Raw genomic sequence first — 22,883 nt, 5'->3', positions numbered from 1 at the left:
TTCGTTAGACATGCTGCATTTGTCCCGCCTCACCTCGCTGGCCCTGGCAATTGCCATCGTTATCGGCGCGCCGCTGGCGCAAGCTGCCGAAAAGACCGCGCCAGCCACGCCTGCAGCAGTCTCGCCCGCCAAAACCAATACCACCGCAAAGCCACCGCTGCCGCTCGACGAGTTGCGCACCTTTGCCGAGGTCATGGACCGGGTCAAGGCGGCCTACGTGGAGCCGGTCGACGACAAGACCCTGCTGGAGAACGCCATCAAGGGCATGCTCAGCAATCTTGATCCGCACTCCGCCTATCTTGGCCCGGAAGATTTCCAGGAGCTGCAGGAAAGCACCAGCGGCGAGTTCGGTGGGCTGGGCATCGAAGTCGGCGTCGAGGACGGTTTCGTCAAGGTGGTTTCGCCCATCGACGACACACCGGCTTCCAAGGCTGGCATCGAGGCAGGCGACCTGATCGTGAAGATCAACGGTACGCCGACCCAGGGCCAGAACATGCAGGAAGCGGTCGACAAGATGCGCGGCAAGATCGGTGAAAAGATCACCCTGACGCTGGTCCGCGATGGCGGTACGCCGTTTGACGTGACCCTGGCGCGGGCGACCATTCAGGTCAAGAGCGTCAAGGCGCAGATGCTGGAAAATGGCTACGGCTATATCCGCATCACCCAGTTCCAGGTCAAGACTGGTGACGAAGTCGGCAAGGCACTGGCCAAATTCCGCAAGGACAACGGCAAGAAGATGAGCGGCCTGATTCTCGACCTGCGCAACAACCCGGGCGGCGTGCTGCAATCGGCGGTGCAGGTGGCGGATCACTTCCTCACCAAGGGCCTGATCGTCTACACCAAAGGCCGCATCGCCAACTCCGAATTGCGCTTCTCGGCAGACCCGGCAGACGCCAGCGAAGGCGTGCCTCTGGTAGTACTGATCAACGGCGGCAGCGCCTCGGCATCGGAAATCGTTGCCGGCGCCCTGCAAGACCAGAAACGCGGCATCCTGATGGGCACTGACACCTTCGGCAAAGGCTCGGTGCAGACCGTTCTGCCGCTGAACAACGATCGCGCCCTGAAGATCACCACCGCGTTGTACTACACGCCGAACGGCCGCTCGATCCAGGCCCAGGGCATCAACCCGGACATCGTGGTACGTCGGGCCAAGGTCACCAGCGAAGCAGACGGCGAGAACTACAAGGAAGCCGACCTGCTGGGTCACCTCGGCAATGGCAATGGCGGCGCGGACAAACCGACCGTCAAGGGTGGCGCAGCCGCCAAGGCGCGTCCGCAGGATGACGACTTCCAGCTCAGCCAGGCGCTCAGCCTGCTGAAGGGGCTGAGTATCACCCGCGGCAATTGACGGATGCGCTTTCTCGCTCTGTTGCTGCTGACCCTCTCGATCACTGGCGCTGCCCATGCAGCGCCGGCAGAGAGCAGCGGCAAACCGCCCAAGGCCTACCTGAGCCTGATCATCGACGACCTGGGCCAGAATCCGCAGCGCGACAGCCGCACACTGGCGCTTCCCGGCCCGGTTACTCTGGCGATCATGCCCGACACCCCGCACGCCACCGAGTTTGCCCGCCAGGCCCATCGCGCAGGCAAAACGGTCATGCTGCACATGCCCATGGACCCCGCGACCGGCCCTTACGCCTGGCACCCCGAACTGCCACTGCCTGAGCTGGAAAGCCGTCTCAATGCTGCCCTGCTGAAGGTGCCGTATGCAGCCGGTATCAACAACCACATGGGCAGCCGGATGACCGCCGAGCCGGTCGCCATGACCTGGCTGATGGCCGAGCTACAGCGTCGTCACCTGTTTTTCGTCGACAGCCGCACCAGCGCGAAAACCGTGGCCGCCGCCGAAGCGCAGCGTATCGGGCTGGCCAGCGTCTCGCGTGACGTATTCCTGGACGACGAACGCACCGCAGAAGCCATCACCCGCCAATTGCAGACCGCGATAAAAATCGCCCGCAAATATGGCTCGGCCGTGGTTATCGGCCACCCCTACCCTGTCACGCTGGATGTACTGGAGCGCGAACTGCCCAACCTCAAGGCTCAGGGCGTCGAATGGATCGACCTGCGCAGCATGATCGGCGAACGCGGCAATCAGGCGAGTGCGGCGCATGGCAAGAATGGGATTTATCGCTGATCGCACCTCTTCCACGTCAGCACTTTCCATACGCCAGGTCCGGCAAATCTGCTTTCCGTGTCCACCAGCGTCTTAGCCTTGATGAACGTGTCAATTCCGACTTAAAGGAAGGTGCCTCAATGACGGAGGCCAAGACACATTTATCATGGATTGATGATGAAACCGACCATGATGACGGGGGCGAAGGGCTGATGACTCTCGCACCTTCGATAGCCCTGCTCAACGCCGACGGCTCGCGCGACCACTGGAACGGCGTCGGCCGTATCAACAGCAGGTCAGGGTCAAACTGCACGGCAACGCTGATCAATAGCCGAAGCGTCGACAGCCCGCCTGACGCGCCCGCAGCAGGCTGAGCGGTTACTGATAGCGCGCCTTGACGGCATCGACCCAGCCTTCAGCGCGCATCTGATCGAGGGCCTTTTGCAGGCGTCTGACGACCTCGTCAGGCGTGCTCTTGTTGACCGCCAGGTAAAGTTCGGCGCTGTTGAACCGCAGCGCTGTCTTGAAGCCGGTGACGCCTTCCAGCTTCGCCAGATAGCGACCAACCGGATCGCCTACCGCCCACAGGTCGATCTGGCCGTTGGCGAGTTTTTTCACGTTGTCGCGGTCACGCAACATCAGGATCGGGTTCAAGCCCATGGTTCTAAGGCGCTCGCCAATGGCATCGCCCTTGTAGGCCCCGATGCGGTAATCCCTGGCCTGCTCCAGCGACGTCAAGGTGATCGGGCTGTCGCCGCGCGCCAACATGATCCAGTCGTAGGAACCTACCGGGCCGACCCATTTGAAGAGGTTTTCACGTTCGGGCAGGCGGGTGGTGGAAAACACGCCGTAACCGGGCTTTTCCAGGGCCAGTTTGTAGACTCGGTCCCACGGAAAGCGCAGCGTCATGCTGTAGCCGATATTGGCGCGCTTGAACATCTCGCGCACGACTTCGGCGGCGATACCGTCAATGTTGTTTTCCTGGGCGAAATTCTTGCCGTCGACCGCCATGTTGAACGGCGGGAAGTTCTCGGTCAGCAACACCATGGAATAAGGCGTCGACTCGCTGGCCCGGACACCTTCACTCGACAAGACACCGACCCCGATCAGTGCAAGCAATAGGCGTTTGAACATGTTCCGGCACTCGATCGTGAACGACGCATGCAGAGTGCCGTGAACCCGGCGCACTGTCTAGCGCGCTGTCCGGCGATGTCGCTTACAGGCAATATTCGAATGCCACAGGGCTGAAACAAAGCGAGCGCCGGCTGTTTCAAACCCTTGGCCTGAAACAAGCGGCGCCCGCTTTCATGCGCCGTGACTCAGCGCACGACAATCCCGCGGCTGGCCATGTAGGCCTTGGCTTCAGGGACCGTGTATTCGCCAAAGTGGAAGATACTCGCCGCCAGCACAGCGCTGGCGTGGCCCTCGATGACACCGGCAGCCAGGTGCTCGAGGTTGCCGACGCCACCCGAAGCAATCACGGGAATACCCAGCGCATCGCTGATAGCGCGCGTGACGCCCAGGTCGAAGCCGTTTTTCATGCCGTCCTGGTCCATGCTGGTCAGCAGGATCTCGCCAGCGCCCAGGTCTTCCATCTTTTTCGCCCAGAGCACCGCGTCCAGCCCGGTGGGTTTGCGCCCGCCGTGGGTGAAGATTTCCCAGCGCGGGGTTTCGCCCGGACCGGAGACCTTCTTGGCGTCGATAGCGACCACGATGCACTGCGACCCGAAACGCGCGGCGGCCTCACCGACGAACTCGGGGTTGAACACCGCGGCCGTGTTGATCGAGACCTTGTCGGCACCGGCGTTGAGCAGGTTGCGGATGTCCTGCACGGTGCGCACGCCGCCACCAACGGTCAGCGGGATGAACACCTGACTGGCCATGCGCTCGACGGTATGCAGCGTAGTGTCGCGGCCATCGACGCTGGCGGTGATGTCGAGGAAGGTGATTTCGTCGGCACCCTGCTCATCGTAACGACGAGCGATTTCCACCGGATCGCCTGCGTCCCGGATGTTCTCGAACTTGACGCCCTTGACCACTCGACCGTTGTCGACGTCCAGGCAAGGGATGATGCGTTTGGCTAGGGCCACAGGGTCAATCTCCAGCTGTTCAGCGTTGTTCGCGGTCGCAGAGCGCCTGAGCTTCGGCCACATCCAGCGTGCCTTCGTAAATCGCACGGCCGGTGATCGCGCCGATGATGCCCGGAGCCTTCGCATTCAGCAGCGCCTGGATGTCGCCCAGGTTATGGATACCACCCGAGGCGATCACCGGGATCCGCGTGGCAGCCGCCAATGCCGCGGTGAACGGGATGTTGCAGCCCTGCATCATGCCGTCTTTGGCGATGTCGGTGTAAACAATGGCCGACACGCCATCGGCTTCGAAACGCTTGGCCAGATCAATGACCTGCACCGAGCTGACTTCAGCCCAGCCGTCGGTGGCGACGAAACCGTCCTTGGCATCCAGACCGACAATCACCTTGCCGGGGAACGCACGGCAGGCTTCGGCCACGAACTCGGGCTCTTTGACGGCCTTGGTGCCGATGATGACGTAGCTCACGCCCGCCTTGACGTAATGCTCGATGGTTTCCAGCGAACGGATGCCACCACCGATCTGGATCGGCAGGTTCGGGTAGCGTCGGGCGATGGCCGTGACCACATCACCATTGACCGGCTGACCTTCGAACGCACCGTTCAGATCGACCAGATGCAGACGGCGGCAACCACCCTCGACCCACTTGGCGGCCATGGCCACCGGGTCATCGGAGAACACCGTGGAATCTTCCATCCGGCCCTGACGCAGACGGACGCAGGCGCCGTCCTTGAGATCGATAGCGGGGATAATCAGCATGCTTTTTCCTTGGTCAAAAAGAGCGGCAAGCTGCAACGATGCGCACTCACCCATTCTTGCTGCTTGATGCGTGCAGCTGCTTTCTAGCTAATTTTTTTCGAGTGCCCACAAGTCACTTTCGATGCTCTCGAAGCGCTCCTTGAGCTGCTGCTGAACATCGAAAATGGCGCGATTGTAGTAGTGCGGGGCAATCTCGCGCGTGAACAGCTCGAGGACTTCAGCCACTTCGAACGAGCCCAGATCCAGCTCGAAGCGCTCTGCGAACAGGCGCTTGAGCTTGTCGATCGCCTGTTGCTCGTGCTCGGGCGAGAGGGTCAGAATCGGTGGCTTGCCCTTGGCTTTGCTCATGCGTTTACCAGCGACCATCCCAGGCGGCGAAGTTCTGCAGCAACTGCAGGCCGTGGGTGTGGCTCTTTTCAGGGTGGAATTGCACCGCAAAACGCGAACCGTCGGCCAGGGCAGCGGCGAAATCGAGGCCGTAGTGACCACGTCCGACCACCTGACGCTGATTGGCGGCATCGATATAGAAACTGTGCACGAAGTAGAAACGCGCCTGATCAGGAATGTCATGCCACAGCGGGTGATCCACCGCCTGAGCGACCTGGTTCCAGCCCATGTGCGGTACTTTCAGGTGCTCGCCCTCTTCGTGCAGGTCCTTGCCGAAAAACTTTACCTGGCCGGGAAACATGCCGATGCAGTCCACACCGCCGTTCTCCTCGCTGCTGTCGAGCAACGCCTGCATACCGACGCAGATCCCCAGAAACGGACGGTCCTGGCTGACTTCCCTGACCAGCGAATCAAAGCCCAGACGGCGAATCTCGGCCATGCAGTCGCGAATCGCGCCCACACCCGGAAAAACGATGCGGTCGGCTTCGCGAATCACCTTGGCGTCACTGGTAATCAGCACACGGCCTGCGCCCACATGCTCCAGCGCCTTGGCGACAGAGTGCAGGTTGCCCATGCCGTAATCGATGACCGCAACTGTCTGCATCAGAGCACACCCTTGGTCGATGGCATCTGTCCGGCCATACGCTCATCCAGCTCGACCGCCATGCGCAGCGCACGACCGAAAGCCTTGAACACGGTCTCGATCTGGTGGTGAGTGTTGGTGCCACGCAGGTTGTCGATGTGCAGCGTCACGTTCGCGTGGTTAACGAAGCCCTGGAAGAACTCCTGAAACAGGTCCACGTCGAAGCCGCCTACAGTGGCGCGGGTGTACGGCACATGCATCTGCAGGCCCGGACGCCCGGAGAAATCGATGACCACGCGCGACAGCGCTTCGTCGAGCGGCACGTAGGCGTGGCCGTAACGACGAATGCCCTTCTTGTCGCCGATCGCCTGGCTGAACGCCTGGCCCACGGTGATGCCGACGTCTTCCACCGTGTGGTGGTCGTCGATTGCCAGGTCACCCTTGCATTCGATGTCCAGATCGATCAGCCCGTGCCGGGCGATCTGGTCGAGCATGTGCTCAAGAAAAGGCACGCCGATATCGAATCGGGCCTTTCCGGTACCATCCAGGTTGATCGAGGCTTTGATCTGGGTTTCCAGAGTATTGCGCTCGACGTACGCCTTACGTTCGGCCATCACCAGCTCCGCAAAATCATTGGGCGAAAAAAAGGCGAGCATTATAGGCCCAGAAGCGCCCGCCATGAAGCAAACAGACGACCAGCAGGGTATTTAACGGGCGAAGAGGCTCGCGATTGCGTTACATACCTTGTCGATATTCCCTTCATTCAAACCGGCCATGCATACCCGACCACTGCGCAGCATGTAAATGCCGTGAACATCTTTCAGTTCATCGACTTGCTGCGGGGTCAGACCGGTGTAGCTGAACATCCCGTTCTGCCTGAGGATAAAGCTGAAATCGTGGCCGGAGACCTTCTGCGCCAGCACCTCGACCAGACGCGTGCGCATGTCGATGATACGCAGGCGCATGGCCTCGACTTCGCCCAGCCACTGCTCGCGCAAGTGCGGTGTGTTGAGCACTTTCGACACCAGAAACGCGCCATGTGCAGGCGGGCTGGAGTAGTTGCGGCGCACGGTCGCCTTGAGCTGGCCGAATACGTTGGCAGAGGAGGCCGCGTCTTCACAGACCACCGACAGCCCGCCTACCCGCTCGCCATACAGCGAGAAGATTTTCGAGAACGAGTTACTGACCAGCGTTGTGATACCTGCGTTGGCCATCGCCCGGATGGCATAGGCGTCTTCGTCCATGCCTTTGCCGAAACCCTGATAGGCGATGTCCAGGAACGCAATGAGCTGACGATCCTTGATCACTTCGATCAGGCGGTCCCATTGCGCCACCGTCAGATCGGCACCGGTCGGGTTATGGCAGCACGGGTGCAGCAGGAGGATGCTCTGCGCCGGCAGCCCCTGCACCGTGTCGAGCATGGCCTCGAACCTCACGCCACCCGTCTGGGCATCGAAGTACGGGTACGCGTTGACCTTGAAGCCCGCTCCGCCGAACAGCGCGTTATGGTTTTCCCAGGTCGGGTCGCTGACCCAGACCTGCGAGTCCGGAAACGCATACTTGAGGAAATCGGCACCTATCTTGAGTGCCCCCGAGCCGCCCACGGTTTGAATGGTGGCCACACGGCCTGCCTGAACCAGCGGGTGATCGGCACCGAACAACAGGGTTTGCACCGCCTGCCGATACGCCGCCAGGCCTTCCATCGGCAGGTACACGGACGCTGCCTGCTCGCCTTCGGCCAGTTGCTGTTGCGCCGTTGCTACACAGGCCAATTGCGGAATGCGACCCTGTGCGTCGTAATACAGACCGATGCTCAGATTGACCTTGTCCGCACGCGAGTCCTTGCCAAAGGTCTCCATCAGCGAAAGGATCGGATCACCGGCGTATGACTCCACGTGGGCTAGCATGCAAACAACTCCTTCGGGCAATAAAATCAGGGCTGACTAATGTAGCAGCGTATGCACCGGAACGGGCAGTGCATCGAGTACATAGGGTCAACTGAATATGACTATCGCGACGAATAAAATCCGGACGCGATGATCAAAAGCGCAGTGCACCAAAAACCCAGGCAAAAAAAAGCGCCTGCACCGAGGTGCAAGCGCTTTTCTGTTACCGGCAGGCTTTTAGTGGAACAGCACTGCGGTTTTTTGCAGGGTAATCCAGACGCCCCACGCCAGCGGGATGCCTACGGCCAGCCAGGCGGCGATGACCAGCGGCTTGCTACCTGCGGATGCTTTCCACTCCAGCGAAGTCGTGGCGTTGGCACCCTTGTCGTGACCGATGGCTTGTTCAGCCGCCAGCTCGGCGTCGGTCATGAAGTACTTGTCGGCAACCGGACGAATCAGCAGGTTGCAGATAAAGCCCAGCACCAGCAGACCCGAGAGGATGTACAAGGTGATGTCATAGGCATCGGCACGTGCAACACCGTGGGCGAGTTGGTACTCACGCAGGTAGTTGACCAATACCGGGCCGAGCACACCGGCCGCAGCCCAGGCAGTCAGCAGACGACCGTGAATCGCACCGACCATCTGCGTACCGAACAGGTCAGCCAGATAAGCCGGAACTGTCGCAAAACCGCCACCGTACATCGACAGCACGATGCAGAACGTGGCCACGAACAGCGCGATGCTACCCATATGGCTCAGGGTCGGAACCGACGCATAAAGCAGGAAGCCCAGTGCGAAGAATACGAAGTAGGTTGCCTTGCGACCGATGAAGTCCGAGCACGAAGCCCAGAAGAAACGACCGCCGATGTTGAACAGACTCAACAGCCCCGTGAAGCCGGCTGCGATCGCAGCAATGGCTTTCAGCTGGTCGGCATTGAGCTGGCTGAAGGTCAGGTCGACGCCCAGCAGTTTGCCAGCGAAGACTTCCTGCAGCAGCGGCGAAGCCATGCCCAGGATGCCGATACCGGCCGATACGTTCAGGCACAGCACCAGCCAGACCAGACGGAACTGCGGTGTCTTCCAGGCCACGCTGACGTGCACGTGACGGTTGGTGATCATCGAGTTCTTGGCCTTGGCAGCCGGAGCGGTCCAGCCCTCAGGCTTCCAGCCGGTTGGCGGAACGCGGTAGCCCAGTGCACCGCCGATCATGAAGATGAAGTAAATCACCGCCATCACCACGAAGCTCTGCCATACGCCCACGCTTTCAGCCGAAGCGAAGTGACCCATCAGAGCCGTAGCCAGCGGTGCACCCACCATCGCGCCGCCGCCAAAGCCCATGATCGCCATGCCGGTCGCCATGCCGCGCTTGTCCGGGAACCACTTGATCAGGGTCGACACCGGGGAGATATAGCCCAACCCCAGACCGATACCGCCGATCACGCCCGAGCCCAGCCACATCAGCCAGATCTGGTGCGTATAAATGCCCAGTGCAGAAATCAGCAAGCCACCACACCAGCAAAGTGCCGAAACCACACCCGCCTTGCGTGGACCTGCGTGCTCCAGCCAGCCACCCCAAATGGCAGCCGAGCAACCCAGGAAGATGAAAAACAGCGTGTAGATCCAGCCCAGCATGGAGATCTGCCAGTCACAGGTCGACGCGAACATCTGCGCGAAAAAACCCATGTCCGGTGTGCAAGCGACAGGTGCCGTAACACCGATAGCCTTCGACAGCGGCAACCAGAATACCGAGAAGCCGTAAGCCATACCGATACAAAGATGGATGGCCAGTGCTGCAGGTGGAACAAGCCAACGGTTGAAACCTGGCTTGGCGATAATGCGCTCTTTGGACAAGAACGCAGGTTGAACGGCTGCGCCGCCCAAGGCTGTGCTTGTGCTCATTATAATTACCCCAATGTGTGAAGCTCGCAGATGGTCCGCTGGTCCGCCACAGACTCAGTGCCGAGCGGCCATGTCTGTTTTATCGGCAGGTTATCCGGATACGTGACAAAAAGACGCACCTTAGCCAGCAAAAACGGAGACTATCACTGTCTGATGGCAAATAAGCATCTCGCTACATGCTTTTTATTATCTATTTTCACACGTTAATCCACGTGCTCTATCGAGCCATAGATGCAACCAATTAAGCATTATCGAAAAGCTGCTTTGGACTTAGTTGGGCGCACTTGTGTGGCTGTTCGGCCGGTGCGCGAAGATTCGGAAGATATATCGAGACGAGGCGACGCACATTTTTCATCTGCTCTCAGGCGTAGTGGCGCACGGTGCCAGCGTCTTGAACCGTAGGCCGGACAGCAATAACGGTATCCGCAGCCCGACAGGCTCGTCAGAGCGGTATACTCGTGGGCTATTTTTGAACATCGACACAAGGACTCGCCCATGAAAGCGTTCGGCAAAATCCTGGGGCTGTTTATTCTCGGGTTGTTGCTGATCATCGTGGCTCTCGGCTTCGCCCTGACCCACCTGTTTGATCCCAACGACTATAAAGACGAGATTCGCCAGCTGGCACGCGACAAGGCCAACGTCGAGCTGACGCTCAACGGCGATATCGGCTGGAGCCTGTTTCCCTGGCTCGGCCTGGAATTGCACGACGCCCATGTCGCCACCCTGACCGCTCCCGATCAGCCGTTCGCCGATGTGCAGATGCTCGGCCTGTCCGTACGCGTGCTGCCATTGCTTCGTCGCCAGGTACAGATGAGCGACATTCGCGTCGAAGGCCTGAACCTGACCCTGCATCGCGATGAAAACGGTCATGGCAACTGGGAAGACATCGGCAAGCCTGCCGTGGCAAGCACTGAAACATCTGGCGAGACAACACCTGCCCCGGCTCCGGACGCGCCCAAAACGGATCGCCCTTCCCAGCCGATCCGCCTGGATATCGACAGCCTGACCGTCAACAACGCCCGCGTGGATTACAGCGATGCCCGAAAAGGCAGGACCTTCATGGCCGAGAGCATTCAGCTGAGTACCGGGCCGATTCGTGAAGCGTCCGATATCCCGATCAAACTGACGGCCTTTCTAAGCACCAACCAGCCCGTCGTGCGCGCCAAGACCGAGCTGGTCGGCGAGCTGCGCATGGACCGCGTGCTCAAGCGTTATCAATTCGAAGACATGCGCCTGTCCGGTGAAGTCGCCGGCGAGCCGCTGCAAGGCAAGACCGTCACCTTCTCGGCGCAGGGCCAGTTGCTCGTGGACCTGGCCGCCAACATCGCTGAATGGAACAGCCTCAAAGTCTCGGCCAACCAGTTGCGTGCACTCGGCGAACTGCGTGCCCGCGATCTGGACAAAACGCCACAGATCAGCGGCGGCCTGTCCATCGCTCAGCTCGATCTGCGCGCGTTCTTCGAGAACATCGGTCAGCCGTTGCCAGCCATGTCCGAGGGTGCGCTGAGCAAGGTTGAAATGGTCACGCGCCTGGCGGGTACGCCTACCAGCCTTGCGCTGGACAACCTCAACCTGAAAGTCGACGACAGCACCTTCACGGGTCGCATCGCCGTGGACGACTTCGCCAAACAGGCGCTGCGTGTCCAGCTCAAGGGCGATACCTTCGACGCCGACCGCTATCGTCCGGCTGAGAGCGAAGAAAGCAAAGGTGCCAAGGCCGCGCGCAAATCCGAGGTTCAGTCCGGTGAAGCCGCCGCTGCTGCGGGTGATTCACCGCTGCCCGAACAACCGACCAAGGCCGCCTGGAGCACTGCCAGGCTGCTGCCGCTGGAGCGCTTGCGTACGCTGGATGTCGAGGCTGACCTGAGCTTCGGCAAACTGACCCTGAACAAACTGCCCATCGACAACGCAGCGTTCAAGACCCAGGCCAACGGTGGCCTTATCAAGGTCGATACGCTGAGTGGCGACCTGTACAACGGCAACTTCGAGGTCAAGGGCAATCTGGACGCGCGTCCGGACACGCCTGTAGCCACGGTGCAGACGCACATTGCCAAAGTACCGGTCGAACGCATTCTGGAAAGCCAGGGCCAGACGCCGCCAGTGCGTGGCCTGCTGAACCTCGACAGCAACCTGACCGGCACAGGCAACAGCGAAAAAGCCCTGATCGACAGCCTGAACGGCACCGCCAGCTTTGCGCTCAATAACGGCGTACTGGTCAATGCCAACCTGGAGCAGCAGCTGTGCAAGGGTATTTCGATCCTCAACCGCAAGACGCTTAGCGGCGAACCGCGCGCCAAGGACACCCCTTTCCAGCAGCTCAACGGCAATCTGGTGGTACGCAACGGCGTGGCCAGCAATCCGGACCTCAAGGTTCGTACGCCGGGCATGGCCGTCAACGGTAACGGCGACGTCGACCTGCGCGTACTGGGCATGAATTACCGCGTCGGCATCATCGTCGAAGGCGACAAGAGCGACATGCCGGACCCGGCCTGCGAGATCAATCCGCGCTTTGTCGGCATCGAGTGGCCGGTGCAGTGCCGCGGCCCGCTGGAACTGGGCGCCAAGGCTTGCCGTCTGGACAAGGAAGGTGTCGGCCAGATCGCTGCGAAACTGGCGGGCGACCGGATCAGCGAGAAGCTCGAGGACAAGCTGAACGACAAACTCGGTGACAAGGTCAGCCCCGAGCTCAAGGACGCCCTCAAGGGACTGTTCAAGCGCTAGGGCAACGTGAACTGCTCAGGAGCGCCCTCGCGGCGCTCCGCTGGCACGACCGTTCATATCACCACTCATATCCAGACGAGAGCCCTCCAGGCCATGCAACCCGAACAATTCTCCAGCGCCGTGCTGGACTGGTACGACCGTCATGGCCGACATGACCTGCCCTGGCAACAAGACATCACGCCGTACCGGGTCTGGGTGTCGGAAATCATGCTGCAGCAGACCCAGGTCAGCACCGTTCTGAATTACTTCGACCGCTTCATGGAGGCCCTGCCGACCGTGCAGGCGCTGGCCGACGCGCCCGAGGACGAAGTGCTGCACCTGTGGACCGGGCTGGGTTACTACACCCGCGCCCGCAACCTGCAGAAAACGGCAAAAATCGTGGTCGCCGACCATGGCGGCGAGTTTCCCCGCGATGTCGAAAAGCTCATTCTGCTGCCCGGCATCGGCCTGTCCACCGCTGGCGCGATTGCCAGCCTGAGCATGGGCATTCGCGCGCCGATCCTCGATGGCAACGTCAAACGCGTGCTGGCGCGCTTCACCGCGCAAGAGGGCTACCCTGGCGAACCCAAGGTGGCCAAGCAGCTGTGGGCCACCGCTGAACGCTTCACGCCGCACCGCCGGGTCAACAACTACACCCAGGCGATGATGGACCTGGGGGCCACGCTCTGCACCCGCAGCAAACCGAGCTGCCTGCTCTGCCCGCTGGAGCGCAGTTGTGAGGCGCACATGCTGGGCCTGGAAACGCGCTACCCGATCCCCAAGCCGCGCAAGACCGTGCCGCAGAAACGCACGCTCATGCCGATGCTCGCCAACGAAGACGGCGCGATCCTGCTTTATCGTCGCCCTTCCAGCGGCTTGTGGGGCGGCCTGTGGAGCCTGCCGGAACTGGATGACTTCGATGACCTTCAGCACCTGGCCACCCAACACGCGCTGCAACTGGGCGAGCACCATGAACTGCCGGGGCTGATCCACACTTTCAGCCACTTCCAGTTGAGCATCGAACCCTGGCTGGTCAAGGTCCAGGAGTCCACCGATCACGTGGCCGAGGCTGACTGGCTCTGGTATAACCTCGCCACCCCGCCACGCCTGGGCCTTGCCGCCCCGGTGAAAAAGCTGCTCAAACGCGCAGCCGACGTATTGAACGCAGGAGAGTCGTCATGACCCGCACCGTAATGTGCCGCAAATACAAAGAAGAACTGCCCGGCCTGGAACGCGCCCCGTATCCGGGCGCCAAGGGCGAGGACATCTTCAACCACGTCTCGCAGAAAGCCTGGGCCGACTGGCAGAAACACCAGACCCTGCTGATCAACGAGCGTCGCCTGAACATGATGAACGCCGAAGACCGTAAATTCCTCCAGACCGAGATGGACAAGTTTCTCTCCGGCGAAGAATACGCCCAGGCCGAAGGCTACGTTCCCCCCGAAAAATAAAGCGTTTCACGCAGTGAAGGTCGTAAGCGTCGGTAATAATTCAAATTTTTTAAAAAACACGCTTGACGACCTCCTGAAAAACACGTCTAATGCGCCCCGTTGCCCAGATAGCTCAGTCGGTAGAGCAGGGGATTGAAAATCCCCGTGTCGGCGGTTCGATTCCGTCTCTGGGCACCACCTTTCGTTTTCAGGTGATGCCAAGCACACCTGAAAGCACACAAGAAGCCCGCCTCGTGCGGGCTTTTTGTTGTCTGGTTTTTTTGAATGACAGACGTGTCTGCACCCTGCGCGCGCAGAAGAGACCAATAGAATCAGACTACTGCACGTGTCGCCTCTTCCTACGCCGCACGTCGGCCGCCATCCGGCTTATTCGCTTGCCCGCATTTCGCGGCGCGTGACAAGGTAGCCAAGCCTCGGCAAACCAAAACCCGCTAATTCCAAAGGCTCCAAGCGCGACGCCTCAAGCGGAAAATAATCATTATTTACGACGCAAGGACGACACCCTACTATGGTGTCACCTATAAGGATTATAGGCAGCATGAAAAACAGGCAGCCCTTGTGGAGCAAGCAGCAACTTGAGGATCTTGTTCATGTCCTGGCAAGAGACTCCTCCAAAGTCGTTTTTCGCGAGCATTGCCTGGAGCGCCTCTATGAGCGCGGCATAACCGCCACGGAGGCCCTGAGATGCCTGCGTCGAGGAGCAATCATCCGAGGGCCTACGTACAGCGAGAAGCATGGCAACTTCGAGTTCCGGATGAGCGAGCTCGCGCCGAGAGATGTTGTCTGCATGGTAGTAGCCGTCAATCCAAGTCCTGAGCCTGACGAGCTTTTCGCAATTACGGTGTGGGAGGTATGAAAATGTACAAATATAAAGGCAGTGGACTGGACGGCATCTTCTTGAAAAATGGTTATACGATCCTCGAAACGCCATACGGCGAAGGTGTGAAGATCGAAGATATCGACGGACTTCATCGAGCGATAGCTGTGGATATCATTGGCCAGAAAACGCCAATGACCGGGCGTCAGTTTCGCTTTTTGAGAAAGGAGCAGGATCTCATTCAGGAGGAGGCTGCAGCCATTTTCCGGGTCGATGTGCAGACCATCGCCAACTGGGAAAAGCGCGAATCTCAAGAAATACCGGGACCAGCTGACGTTGCCATGAGGGCTTTTTACGCTGCCTATATCCACGCCAATTTTGGTCCGATCATCTTCGAACGAAATGCACAACCCCACGAAGGAGCCGCGTTCGAATTGGACGGAACACAGTGGAAAGAGTCCGAGCTGAAAGTCGCTTGACTCACAGGGTGATTAGTCTGACGGCATGTAAAGGTGCCGTTCAAGGCAACACTTCAGAAGATCACAACAGCCTTCTGCTACTCATACCCGCCATCCAGAGCCCTGCCACCCCCATCCCATTGAACTAATTTTCCCCGCCCACCCTCGAAGCCATACATTTGCTTCCACAAGGAAAATTCCGTGCTCAAGTTAACCGTCTCCGCCCTCATCCTCGCCGCCACTCTGGGTCTGGCTGCCTGCGACAGCAAATCCGAACAGAAGGCACAGGACGCTCAGGCGCATCAGGAGAAATCCCAGGAGAAGATGGAGTCTGCTCAGGACAAAGTGAACGAAGCGGCCAAAGAGAACACCGAAGCGGCCAAGGATAAAGCCGAGTCCAAGGAAGCGGCTGCCGAAGAGTCGAAGACCTTCGTGCCGACCTCCGAAGTGACCAACACCATTCAGCCTGAAAAAAAGTAAAACAGTGAAAACTCTTCACAAAGTTTTCACAGCGGCCGCGTCATTGTAGAGCTGCTCCCAAGTGTGAATCCTTAAGCCCGCTCCCCCATCGCGGGCTTTTCTTTGTCCGGAATTTGGCGAGCAGACCCTCTGCGCGCCAGCCCCGCACTCATTGCCGCATGCTTTTGTCGACAAATCAGCTCCGCGCGTTTCTCTGGCGCCAAAAAATACTTGATTTATTTTTTCAATTGTTGCAATGCGCATTCATGCTGCAGCCTTTCGAGTCGATAGCCTCATCACAGTAGGTCCGCAAACACACCGAGGGGCACGTTATGTTCGGAAATAAGAACAAAGCTGAGCTGACGGCCATGAAGGCCCAGGTAGATGGACTCAACGGACTGACAAGCGCGCTGGAAAAGTCGATGGCGGTGGTCGAGCTGAGCCTCGATGGCAAGATCCTACGGGCCAACGATAACTTCCTCGCGGCGATGGGCTATCGCGCCGAAGAGCTGGCAAGCAAGACGCATCGCGACTTCTGCGAACCGGAGATGCTCCGCAGCCGCGAGTATGCTGACCTCTGGGCATCCCTGAAGGCCGGGAAATTTATCTCCGGCACCTTCAAACGCGTTGGCAAGAACGGTCACAGCGTCTGGCTTGAAGCCAGCTACAACCCGGTCGTTGACGCGCAGGGCAACGTCGTCAAGGTGGTCAAGTACGCCTTGGATGTCACCGCACGCGTGATGCTGGAGAACGAAACCAACAGCAAGCTGGCAGCGGTAGACCGCGCGATGGCTATCTGCGAATTCGAGCCCAACGGCAATGTGATTACGGCCAATAACAACTTCCTGAACGTCATGGGCTATGCGCTGAACGAGATTAAGGGTAAACACCACCGAACCTTCTGCGAGCCGGCACTGGTCAACAGCCCGGAGTACGCCGAGTTCTGGCGCAAGCTGAACCACGGCGAGTTCATCGGCGACCAGTTCAAACGCATCGGCAAACAGGGTCGGGTTGTCTGGCTGGAAGCGACGTACAACCCGGTTTTTGATGTCGACGGCAAACTCTACAAAATCGTCAAGTTCGCCAGCGACATCACCCACCGCGTTGAAAAACAGGAAGCGGACGCACACGGTGCATCGCGCGCTTACCATATCTCGGCAGAAACCGAGAAAGTGGCTGAACAGGGAACCTTGGTCATTCAAGACACGGCGCGGGAGATGCGCCAAATCTCCGAAAACATCGGTGCATCGGCAAAGCTGGTGAGTCAGCTGGGTGATCGCTCCGAGCAGATCACCGCCATCGTCAACACCATTCGCGGCATTGCCGATCAGACCAACCTGTTGGCGCTCAACGCAGCCATCGAGGCGGCTCGGGCGGGTGACCAGGGCCGCGGGTTTGCCGTGGTGGCCGACGAAGTCAGGCAACTGGCGGGACGTACCAGCGGCTCGACCACCGAGATTGCCGAAATGATTGGCAAGATCCTCGCCGAAACACGCGAAGCCGTGGCAAGCATGGGCGCGACTCAGGAAGGAGCCATTCGCGGTGTGATACTGGCAGACCAGGCCGGGCAGGTCATCGTGCAGATCCGCGATGGCGCAAGCGATGCGGTCGAAGCCGTCAGCATGTTCGCCAACCGCATGGATGAAGCCGAAGCGTTCGCAAAGCCGGGCAAACGGTGACGCGTCGGTAACACCCCGCACATCAAAAACCCGCGCGCTGCGGGTTTTTTATCGCCCACCAATTACCGCACAAACCTTGGTTATCGGGCTCGTCTGCGCTTCAATAGCGGCCATTGCACCTCACGCCAGCCAAAGGACCGCTCATGGCCTCGCCAGACAAGCAGCAAAAACGTGCCAAGCGCGCAAAGATCAAGGCCAAGCAGAACCGCTCGGGCAAGGCTGCAACCAGCCTGGTTCATCCGGTGTTTGCCTCGGCACTGGTCAACCAGCCGTTCGATGACGTCGAACTCGACCTCAATACCTTCGACTTCAGCGACATTGTCGAGAACGGTTTTGACCCGGCTGACTACGACGACCTGTTCACGGCCATGAAGCAAGCGGAGGCCATCAGCCAGCTCGCGCTGTGCGTCGTCTTCCTGCAATACCCGGTGCTGGCACTGGTGATTTCCGAAGAGGACGAGGACCCGGCCACGGACTTTATGATGGGCCTGCTTATCGTGTACCGCGCGATGTACCACGATGAGGACGAAGACAGTGCAATCGAGTGGATCGAAAGCCCTGCCTTCCAGAAGGATTACACGCTGGCGTCCGACCTGCTGATGAAGAGAGACACCAGAGCCGCACGCTGATGCAAGCTCGTGCCAATGCGCGGCATTGGCACGAGCGTCATCCGCCCAAGGGCGCGATCAACCCAGCGCAGCAGCGCCCACGCGACCGGCCTTGCGGCGACGCGATACGATCAGGCCAGCGCCGATCACCAACAGGCTGAGTACGCCGGTGGCGATGATTTCGAGGCGATGCTCTTCCTGCAGCAGCATGATGGTCAGCACCGCGACGATGAACGCGATCACAGCCCAGGTCAGCCATGGGAACAGCCACATCTTGAAGTCGATGGCCTCGCCTGCAGCAATGCGCTTCTGGCGCATACGCAGCTGCGACACTGCGATCACCAGATACACCAGCAGTGCGATGGCACCGGAGCTGGCGAGCAGGAAATCGAATACGGCCGCAGGCGCGATGTAGTTGGCGAACACGGTCAGGAAAGCCGCCGCAGTCGACATGAGCACCGCCCAGTGAGGCGTACCGCCCTTGCTGGTGCGCTTCGACACGGCAGGTGCATCGCCGCGCTTGCCCAGCGAGAACAGCATGCGCGAAGCGGTGTACAGGGCCGAGTTCAGGCAGCTGGTCACAGCAACCAATACCACCAGGTCAACAATCAACTTGGCGTTCGGAATGCCCATTGCATCGAGCACGGTCTGATAAGAACCCACCTCGGCCAGGCGCGGGTCGTTCCACGGCACCAGCGACACCACGATGAAGATCGAAACCAGATAGAACAGGAAGATCCGCCAGATCACCGAGTTGGTGGCCTTGGTGATCTGCTTGCCAGGGTTCTTGGACTCGGCCGCTGCGATGGTCACGATCTCGGTGCCCATGAACGAGAACATGGTGGTCAGCATCGCTGCCAGTACTGCGCCCATACCGTTGGGCAGGAAGCCGCCGGTGTCGAACAGATGGCTGACACCGCTGACGTTGCTGGTGGGCAGCAGACCGAAGATCGCCGCAACACCCAGCACCACGAACGCGATGATCGCCACGACCTTGATCAGCGCGAACCAGAACTCGAATTCACCGTAGTTCTTCACGCTGAACAGGTTGGTCGCCGTCAACACCAGCGTGATGACCAGCGTGAACATCCAGATCGCGATGTTGGGGAACCAGGCGTGCAGGATGGTTGCAGCAGCGTTGGCCTCCAGTGGAATCACCAGCACCCAGAACCACCAGTACAACCAGCCGATAGTGAAACCGGCCCAGTGACCGATAGCGCGGTCGGCATAGGTTGAAAACGAACCGGTGTCAGGCGAGGCAACGGCCATTTCGGCCAGCATGCGCATCACCAGCACCACCAGCGTACCCGCAGCGGCATACGCCAGCAGCACGGCAGGGCCGGCTTCGGCAATCGCGTGGCCGGAGCCGACGAACAAACCGGCGCCAATCACGCCAGCAATCGACAGCATCGTAATGTGTCGAGGTTTCAGCCCTTGTTCGAGCTCGGAAGAGTTAGCGGTACTGCTCATAAAACCACCTGTGCAAGACGAGCGAGGCACACCGGAGCGTTACGTAAAAAGAAACCTACGGTGCCGTTCTTTATATTTTACGCAAGAATTGCGCCAAAATATTTCGAAAACGACGTCGCTTAGAGAATACGAGGCCTGTGGCTTGACCCGTGAAGCATGCAAGACGATGGCTTTTCTTAGCTGTCTGTAGGATTTGTTACCAAACGCCTCAGATTCGTCTATATGCACGCACCAAAAATGCCCCAAACCTTCTTCCAAGCGCAAACATGGTGCAGAAATCAGACCGCCGCTCAGCAAATGCTACTTCCAACACCAGGCCAAAGCTGGCAACATCGCGCCTTTTTCGCGCACGCCCCTGTTTTACAGGGCATCATGCTTACCTTCTTGCCGCCGTCCGCTGCCCGGATGAGACAACCCGTCGAGCGCCTCTACGCTGGACGCCAGACGTCGATGGTTGTCCTTTTAACGCTGTGCTAGCTTGGCGTTCGCTGGCAGCCAGCGCGCATACTTCAATGAGGACCCCACATGGCCGAGGCCACGCCCGCCCTGGAAATCCGCAACCTGCACAAGCGCTACGATCAGCTTGAGGTGCTCAAAGGCATCTCGCTGACGGCTCGCGACGGCGACGTCATATCGATCCTCGGCTCCTCCGGTTCCGGCAAGTCCACGTTGCTGCGCTGCATCAACCTGCTGGAAAACCCGCATCAGGGCCAGATTCTGGTGGCCGGCGAAGAATTGAAGCTCAAGGCCGCGCGCAACGGCGACCTGATTGCCGCCGATAACCGGCAGATCAATCGCTTGCGCAGCCAGATCGGCTTCGTGTTCCAGAATTTCAACCTGTGGCCGCACATGAGCGTGCTCGATAACATCATCGAAGCCCCGCGTCGCGTGCTCGGTCAGAGCAAGGCCGAGGCCATTGCGGTGGCTGAAGAATTGCTGGCCAAGGTCGGTATCGCCGACAAGCGCCATGCCTACCCCGCGCAACTTTCCGGCGGACAGCAGCAACGCGCCGCCATTGCGCGTACGCTGGCCATGCAACCAAAGGTTATCCTGTTCGACGAGCCGACCTCGGCCCTCGACCCGGAGATGGTTCAGGAAGTACTCGGCGTCATCCGCGCACTGGCTGAAGAAGGCCGGACCATGCTGCTGGTGACCCACGAAATGAATTTTGCACGTCAGGTATCAAGTGAAGTGGTGTTTTTGCATCAGGGAATGGTCGAAGAACAGGGCACACCGCAGCAAGTGTTCGAAAACCCGCTGTCGGCAAGGTGCAAACAATTCATGTCGAGTCACCGCTAACGGAGCAACACCCATGCAGTCGTACAAAAAGATCTTGCTGATCGCAGCGGCCACCCTTGCCTTCAGCGGCAGTGCCTTTGCTGAAACAATGAAAATGGGCATCGAAGGTGCCTACCCGCCGTTCAACAACAAGGACGCGAGTGGCCAGGTGGTGGGCTTCGACTATGAAATCGGCCAGGCCCTGTGCGCCAGGATGAAGGTCGAGTGCGAAGCGGTGACGTCAGACTGGGACGGCATCATCCCGGCGTTGATGGCCAACAAGTTCGACTTCCTGATCTCGTCGCTGTCGATCACCGAAGAACGCAAGCAGGTGGTCGATTTCACCAACCCGTATTACTCGAACAAGCTGCAATTCATCGCGCCGAAAACCTCCTCGATCGACGTATCTAGCACTGAAAAAGCCAAAGAAAGCCTTGCCGGCAAGTCAGTGGGTGCACAGCGCTCGACACTGGCCGCCACTTGGCTGGAAGACAAGCTCGGGATCATGGACGCCAAGCTCTATGACACTCAGGAAAACGCCTTCCTCGACCTGTCCTCCGGTCGCGTCGACGCCATGCTGGCCGACAAATACGTCAGCTTCGAGTGGCTGAAAAGCGAAGCGGGTCAGAACTTCGAGTTCAAGGGCGAGCCTGTCGTTGAAGACGACAAGATCGGCATCGCCGTGCGCAAGGGTGACGACGCCCTGCGCGAGCGCTTGAACGCGGCCCTGAAAGAAATCATCGCTGACGGCACCTACAAGAAGATCAACGATAAGTATTTCCCTTTCAGCATCCTCTGATTCACCTGACCGCGTCGCCGCCGCTTCCTGTCGAAGCGCGGCGACCGGCCCTGACAAAGCCTGCCCATGAACATTGATCTCCACGGATTCGGCCCGGCCCTTGCGGCTGGCGCGCTGATGACGGTCCAGCTTGCACTCTCGGCCCTGTGCCTGGGGCTGATACTCGGACTGCTCGGCGCCTTGGCCAAGACCTCGCCCTACAAGCCACTGCAATGGCTGGGCAGTACCTACTCGACCCTGGTACGCGGCATTCCCGAACTGCTTTGGGTGTTGCTGATTTACTTCGGCACCGTCAACGGCATGCGCGCTCTGGGCAACCTGTTCGACATTCCTGACCTGGCCCTGAGCGCCTTCGCTGCCGGGGTCATCGCCCTGGGCATTTGCTTCGGTGCCTACGCGACCGAAGTGTTTCGCGGCGCGATTCTGGCCATCCCCAAAGGCCATCGTGAAGCCGGGCTGGCGCTGGGCATGTCACGCTCGCGCATCCTCTTCAAACTGGTCCTGCCGCAGATGTGGCGCATCGCCCTGCCCGGCCTGGGCAACCTGTTCATGATTCTGATGAAAGACACCGCGCTGGTCTCGGTGATCGGCCTGGAAGAAATCATGCGCCACGCGCAGATCGCCGTGGGCTTCACCAAGCAAGCGTTCACCTTCTACATGGTCGCGGCCTTCATGTACCTGGGCCTGACCGTGCTGGCCATGGCCGGCATGTACTTCCTTGAGAAGCGCGCCAGTCGCGGCTTTCTGAGGAGCGCGTCATGAACTGGGAAGTCATCATCAAGTGGCTGCCACGCCTGGCACAGGGCGCGACCTTGACCCTGGAGCTGGTGGCGGTTGCCGTCATCGCCGGGCTGATCCTCGCCATCCCGATGGGCATTGCCCGTGCATCGCGTCACTGGCCGGTGCGCGCCCTGCCCTACGCCTACATCTTTTTCTTCCGCGGCACGCCGCTGCTGGTGCAACTGTTTCTGGTCTATTACGGGCTGGCGCAGTTCGAGTCGGTGCGCCAGAGTGCGTTGTGGCCGTACCTGCGCGACCCGTTCTGGTGTGCCGTGGTGACCATGACCCTGCACACCGCCGCCTACATCGCCGAAATCCTGCGTGGCGCCATGCAGGCGGTGCCGCCAGGTGAAATCGAAGCGGCACGGGCGCTGGGCATGTCGAAATGGAAGGCGCTGTTCTACATCGTCCTGCCACGCGCAGCACGCATCGGCCTGCCGGCCTACAGCAACGAAGTGATCCTGATGCTCAAGGCCAGTGCGCTGGCCAGCACCGTCACCCTGCTGGAACTGACCGGCATGGCGCGCACGATCATCGCCCGCACCTATCTGCCGGTGGAAATCTTCTTCGCCGCCGGCATGTTCTACTTGGTCATGACCTTCGTGCTGGTGCAGGGCTTCCGGCTGCTGGAAAAACTATTGCGTGTAGACGCAAGCCAGGGTCGCTGAT

The 22,883-nt window shown here is 59.7% G+C and carries 23 protein-coding genes, 1 tRNA gene and 2 pseudogenes; 17 read left to right on the top strand and 9 right to left on the bottom strand.

Going from position 1 to position 22,883, the window contains the following annotated elements; all coding sequences use genetic code 11:
- Nucleotides 1-10: 10 nt before the first annotated feature.
- The 3 genes and pseudogenes from AO388_RS06970 to AO388_RS06960 form a co-directional block, all read left to right on the top strand.
- Nucleotides 11-1,348: a S41 family peptidase gene (locus AO388_RS06970; protein ID WP_003372196.1), complete on the top strand. Its 1,338-nt coding sequence runs from the start codon at nt 11-13 to the stop codon at nt 1,346-1,348.
- Nucleotides 1,349-1,351: 3 nt separating this feature from the next.
- Nucleotides 1,352-2,134, top strand: a complete 783-nt coding sequence (locus AO388_RS06965) for a divergent polysaccharide deacetylase family protein (protein WP_003434694.1) — start codon at nt 1,352-1,354, stop codon at nt 2,132-2,134.
- Between the two features lie 173 nt (nt 2,135-2,307).
- Nucleotides 2,308-2,478, top strand: a pseudogene (locus tag AO388_RS06960) (serine protease); the annotation flags it as partial.
- A gap of 13 nt (nt 2,479-2,491) precedes the next feature.
- On the opposite strand, the gene AO388_RS06955 reads toward AO388_RS06960, so the two are convergent.
- The 8 genes from AO388_RS06955 to AO388_RS06920 form a co-directional block, all read right to left on the bottom strand.
- On the bottom strand, nt 2,492-3,247 hold the full coding sequence (locus tag AO388_RS06955) for a substrate-binding periplasmic protein (RefSeq protein WP_058416225.1): 756 nt from the start codon (nt 3,245-3,247) through the stop codon (nt 2,492-2,494).
- 185 nt (nt 3,248-3,432) lie between these two features.
- Nucleotides 3,433-4,203: an imidazole glycerol phosphate synthase subunit HisF gene (gene hisF / locus AO388_RS06950; RefSeq protein ID WP_002551458.1), complete on the bottom strand. Its 771-nt coding sequence runs from the start codon at nt 4,201-4,203 to the stop codon at nt 3,433-3,435.
- A 19-nt stretch (nt 4,204-4,222) separates the two neighbouring features.
- The gene (gene hisA, locus AO388_RS06945; protein ID WP_003372206.1) at nt 4,223-4,960 is read right to left on the bottom strand and encodes a 1-(5-phosphoribosyl)-5-[(5-phosphoribosylamino)methylideneamino]imidazole-4-carboxamide isomerase; all 738 of its coding nucleotides are present in this window, start codon (nt 4,958-4,960) and stop codon (nt 4,223-4,225) included.
- A gap of 87 nt (nt 4,961-5,047) precedes the next feature.
- On the bottom strand, nt 5,048-5,308 hold the full coding sequence (locus AO388_RS06940; protein WP_003342219.1) for a DUF2164 domain-containing protein: 261 nt from the start codon (nt 5,306-5,308) through the stop codon (nt 5,048-5,050).
- A 4-nt stretch (nt 5,309-5,312) separates the two neighbouring features.
- Complete coding sequence (hisH, locus tag AO388_RS06935; RefSeq protein WP_003434704.1) at nt 5,313-5,951, bottom strand: imidazole glycerol phosphate synthase subunit HisH; 639 nt, start codon at nt 5,949-5,951, stop codon at nt 5,313-5,315.
- The gene (gene hisB / locus AO388_RS06930; RefSeq protein ID WP_002551454.1) at nt 5,951-6,544 is read right to left on the bottom strand and encodes an imidazoleglycerol-phosphate dehydratase HisB; all 594 of its coding nucleotides are present in this window, start codon (nt 6,542-6,544) and stop codon (nt 5,951-5,953) included. The genes hisH and hisB overlap by 1 nt, the downstream gene beginning before the upstream one ends.
- Before the next feature lie 93 nt (nt 6,545-6,637).
- Nucleotides 6,638-7,837: an amino acid aminotransferase gene (locus AO388_RS06925; RefSeq protein WP_058396496.1), complete on the bottom strand. Its 1,200-nt coding sequence runs from the start codon at nt 7,835-7,837 to the stop codon at nt 6,638-6,640.
- Nucleotides 7,838-8,053: 216 nt separating this feature from the next.
- On the bottom strand, nt 8,054-9,715 hold the full coding sequence (locus AO388_RS06920; protein ID WP_058416224.1) for an OFA family MFS transporter: 1,662 nt from the start codon (nt 9,713-9,715) through the stop codon (nt 8,054-8,056).
- 495 nt (nt 9,716-10,210) lie between these two features.
- On the opposite strand from AO388_RS06920, the gene AO388_RS06915 reads away from it, so the two are divergent.
- From AO388_RS06915 to AO388_RS06875, 10 genes and pseudogenes are all read left to right on the top strand, one after another.
- Entirely contained in the window at nt 10,211-12,436 is a 2,226-nt protein-coding gene (locus AO388_RS06915) for an AsmA family protein (RefSeq protein WP_054081349.1), read from the top strand.
- A 93-nt stretch (nt 12,437-12,529) separates the two neighbouring features.
- Complete coding sequence (gene mutY, locus AO388_RS06910; RefSeq protein WP_003372219.1) at nt 12,530-13,597, top strand: A/G-specific adenine glycosylase; 1,068 nt, start codon at nt 12,530-12,532, stop codon at nt 13,595-13,597.
- A complete protein-coding gene (locus tag AO388_RS06905; protein WP_002555777.1) occupies nt 13,594-13,866 on the top strand; it encodes an oxidative damage protection protein in 273 nt (90 codons plus the stop codon). Before mutY ends, AO388_RS06905 begins: the two co-directional genes overlap by 4 nt.
- Before the next feature lie 101 nt (nt 13,867-13,967).
- Nucleotides 13,968-14,043 (top strand) — tRNA-Phe (locus AO388_RS06900).
- Between the two features lie 361 nt (nt 14,044-14,404).
- Nucleotides 14,405-14,722: a DUF4258 domain-containing protein gene (locus tag AO388_RS06895; RefSeq protein WP_058400059.1), complete on the top strand. Its 318-nt coding sequence runs from the start codon at nt 14,405-14,407 to the stop codon at nt 14,720-14,722.
- Nucleotides 14,719-15,162, top strand: a complete 444-nt coding sequence (locus AO388_RS06890; RefSeq protein ID WP_003372222.1) for a helix-turn-helix domain-containing protein — start codon at nt 14,719-14,721, stop codon at nt 15,160-15,162. The genes AO388_RS06895 and AO388_RS06890 overlap by 4 nt, the downstream gene beginning before the upstream one ends.
- Before the next feature lie 180 nt (nt 15,163-15,342).
- A complete protein-coding gene (locus tag AO388_RS06885) occupies nt 15,343-15,621 on the top strand; it encodes a hypothetical protein (protein ID WP_058416223.1) in 279 nt (92 codons plus the stop codon).
- Between the two features lie 311 nt (nt 15,622-15,932).
- Nucleotides 15,933-16,709 (top strand): annotated as a pseudogene (locus AO388_RS30200) (PAS domain-containing protein); the annotation flags it as partial.
- Nucleotides 16,710-16,772: 63 nt separating this feature from the next.
- Entirely contained in the window at nt 16,773-17,279 is a 507-nt protein-coding gene (locus tag AO388_RS30195) for a methyl-accepting chemotaxis protein (RefSeq protein ID WP_230081986.1), read from the top strand.
- A gap of 143 nt (nt 17,280-17,422) precedes the next feature.
- Nucleotides 17,423-17,908, top strand: coding sequence for a hypothetical protein (locus tag AO388_RS06875; RefSeq protein ID WP_003342242.1), 486 nt, complete (start codon nt 17,423-17,425; stop codon nt 17,906-17,908).
- A gap of 57 nt (nt 17,909-17,965) precedes the next feature.
- On the opposite strand, the gene gabP is transcribed toward AO388_RS06875, so the two are convergent.
- On the bottom strand, nt 17,966-19,357 hold the full coding sequence (gene gabP / locus AO388_RS06870; RefSeq protein ID WP_042931086.1) for a GABA permease: 1,392 nt from the start codon (nt 19,355-19,357) through the stop codon (nt 17,966-17,968).
- Between the two features lie 525 nt (nt 19,358-19,882).
- Here gabP and AO388_RS06865 point away from each other — a divergent pair.
- The 4 genes from AO388_RS06865 to AO388_RS06850 all read left to right on the top strand — a co-directional run bounded on the left by AO388_RS06865 (nt 19,883) and on the right by AO388_RS06850 (nt 22,882).
- The gene (locus AO388_RS06865) at nt 19,883-20,656 is read left to right on the top strand and encodes an ABC transporter ATP-binding protein (RefSeq protein ID WP_003318317.1); all 774 of its coding nucleotides are present in this window, start codon (nt 19,883-19,885) and stop codon (nt 20,654-20,656) included.
- Nucleotides 20,657-20,669: 13 nt separating this feature from the next.
- A complete protein-coding gene (locus AO388_RS06860; protein WP_002555783.1) occupies nt 20,670-21,434 on the top strand; it encodes an ABC transporter substrate-binding protein in 765 nt (254 codons plus the stop codon).
- Nucleotides 21,435-21,500: 66 nt separating this feature from the next.
- Nucleotides 21,501-22,196 (top strand): ABC transporter permease, encoded by a 696-nt coding sequence (locus tag AO388_RS06855; RefSeq protein ID WP_003434735.1) that lies wholly within the window; start codon nt 21,501-21,503, stop codon nt 22,194-22,196.
- Nucleotides 22,193-22,882 carry an ABC transporter permease gene (locus AO388_RS06850; protein ID WP_058416222.1) on the top strand — a complete coding sequence of 230 codons (690 nt, stop codon included), beginning with the start codon at nt 22,193-22,195 and terminating at the stop codon, nt 22,880-22,882. Before AO388_RS06855 ends, AO388_RS06850 begins: the two co-directional genes overlap by 4 nt.
- Nucleotide 22,883: the final 1 nt, after the last annotated feature.

Source organism: Pseudomonas sp. ICMP 10191 (genome assembly GCF_001467335.1).
In the GTDB taxonomy this organism is placed as follows: domain Bacteria; phylum Pseudomonadota; class Gammaproteobacteria; order Pseudomonadales; family Pseudomonadaceae; genus Aquipseudomonas; species Aquipseudomonas cerasi.
Note: the sequence above shows the minus strand (reverse complement) of the source record. Positions and strands in the feature narration are given on the sequence as shown.

What these genes read in the sequence shown, in the direction of transcription:
- AO388_RS06970 (WP_003372196.1), top strand. Translation starts at nt 11, where the DNA reads ATGCTGCATTTGTCCCGCCTCACCTCGCTGGCCCTGGCAATTGCCATC.
- AO388_RS06965 (WP_003434694.1), top strand. Translation starts at nt 1,352, where the DNA reads ATGCGCTTTCTCGCTCTGTTGCTGCTGACCCTCTCGATCACTGGCGCT.
- AO388_RS06955 (WP_058416225.1), bottom strand. Translation starts at nt 3,247, where the DNA reads ATGTTCAAACGCCTATTGCTTGCACTGATCGGGGTCGGTGTCTTGTCG.
- hisA (WP_003372206.1), bottom strand. Translation starts at nt 4,960, where the DNA reads ATGCTGATTATCCCCGCTATCGATCTCAAGGACGGCGCCTGCGTCCGT.
- AO388_RS06940 (WP_003342219.1), bottom strand. Translation starts at nt 5,308, where the DNA reads ATGAGCAAAGCCAAGGGCAAGCCACCGATTCTGACCCTCTCGCCCGAG.
- hisH (WP_003434704.1), bottom strand. Translation starts at nt 5,951, where the DNA reads ATGCAGACAGTTGCGGTCATCGATTACGGCATGGGCAACCTGCACTCT.
- hisB (WP_002551454.1), bottom strand. Translation starts at nt 6,544, where the DNA reads ATGGCCGAACGTAAGGCGTACGTCGAGCGCAATACTCTGGAAACCCAG.
- AO388_RS06925 (WP_058396496.1), bottom strand. Translation starts at nt 7,837, where the DNA reads ATGCTAGCCCACGTGGAGTCATACGCCGGTGATCCGATCCTTTCGCTG.
- AO388_RS06920 (WP_058416224.1), bottom strand. Translation starts at nt 9,715, where the DNA reads ATGAGCACAAGCACAGCCTTGGGCGGCGCAGCCGTTCAACCTGCGTTC.
- AO388_RS06915 (WP_054081349.1), top strand. Translation starts at nt 10,211, where the DNA reads ATGAAAGCGTTCGGCAAAATCCTGGGGCTGTTTATTCTCGGGTTGTTG.
- mutY (WP_003372219.1), top strand. Translation starts at nt 12,530, where the DNA reads ATGCAACCCGAACAATTCTCCAGCGCCGTGCTGGACTGGTACGACCGT.
- AO388_RS06905 (WP_002555777.1), top strand. Translation starts at nt 13,594, where the DNA reads ATGACCCGCACCGTAATGTGCCGCAAATACAAAGAAGAACTGCCCGGC.
- AO388_RS06895 (WP_058400059.1), top strand. Translation starts at nt 14,405, where the DNA reads ATGAAAAACAGGCAGCCCTTGTGGAGCAAGCAGCAACTTGAGGATCTT.
- AO388_RS06890 (WP_003372222.1), top strand. Translation starts at nt 14,719, where the DNA reads ATGAAAATGTACAAATATAAAGGCAGTGGACTGGACGGCATCTTCTTG.
- AO388_RS06875 (WP_003342242.1), top strand. Translation starts at nt 17,423, where the DNA reads ATGGCCTCGCCAGACAAGCAGCAAAAACGTGCCAAGCGCGCAAAGATC.
- gabP (WP_042931086.1), bottom strand. Translation starts at nt 19,357, where the DNA reads ATGAGCAGTACCGCTAACTCTTCCGAGCTCGAACAAGGGCTGAAACCT.
- AO388_RS06865 (WP_003318317.1), top strand. Translation starts at nt 19,883, where the DNA reads ATGGCCGAGGCCACGCCCGCCCTGGAAATCCGCAACCTGCACAAGCGC.
- AO388_RS06860 (WP_002555783.1), top strand. Translation starts at nt 20,670, where the DNA reads ATGCAGTCGTACAAAAAGATCTTGCTGATCGCAGCGGCCACCCTTGCC.
- AO388_RS06855 (WP_003434735.1), top strand. Translation starts at nt 21,501, where the DNA reads ATGAACATTGATCTCCACGGATTCGGCCCGGCCCTTGCGGCTGGCGCG.
- AO388_RS06850 (WP_058416222.1), top strand. Translation starts at nt 22,193, where the DNA reads ATGAACTGGGAAGTCATCATCAAGTGGCTGCCACGCCTGGCACAGGGC.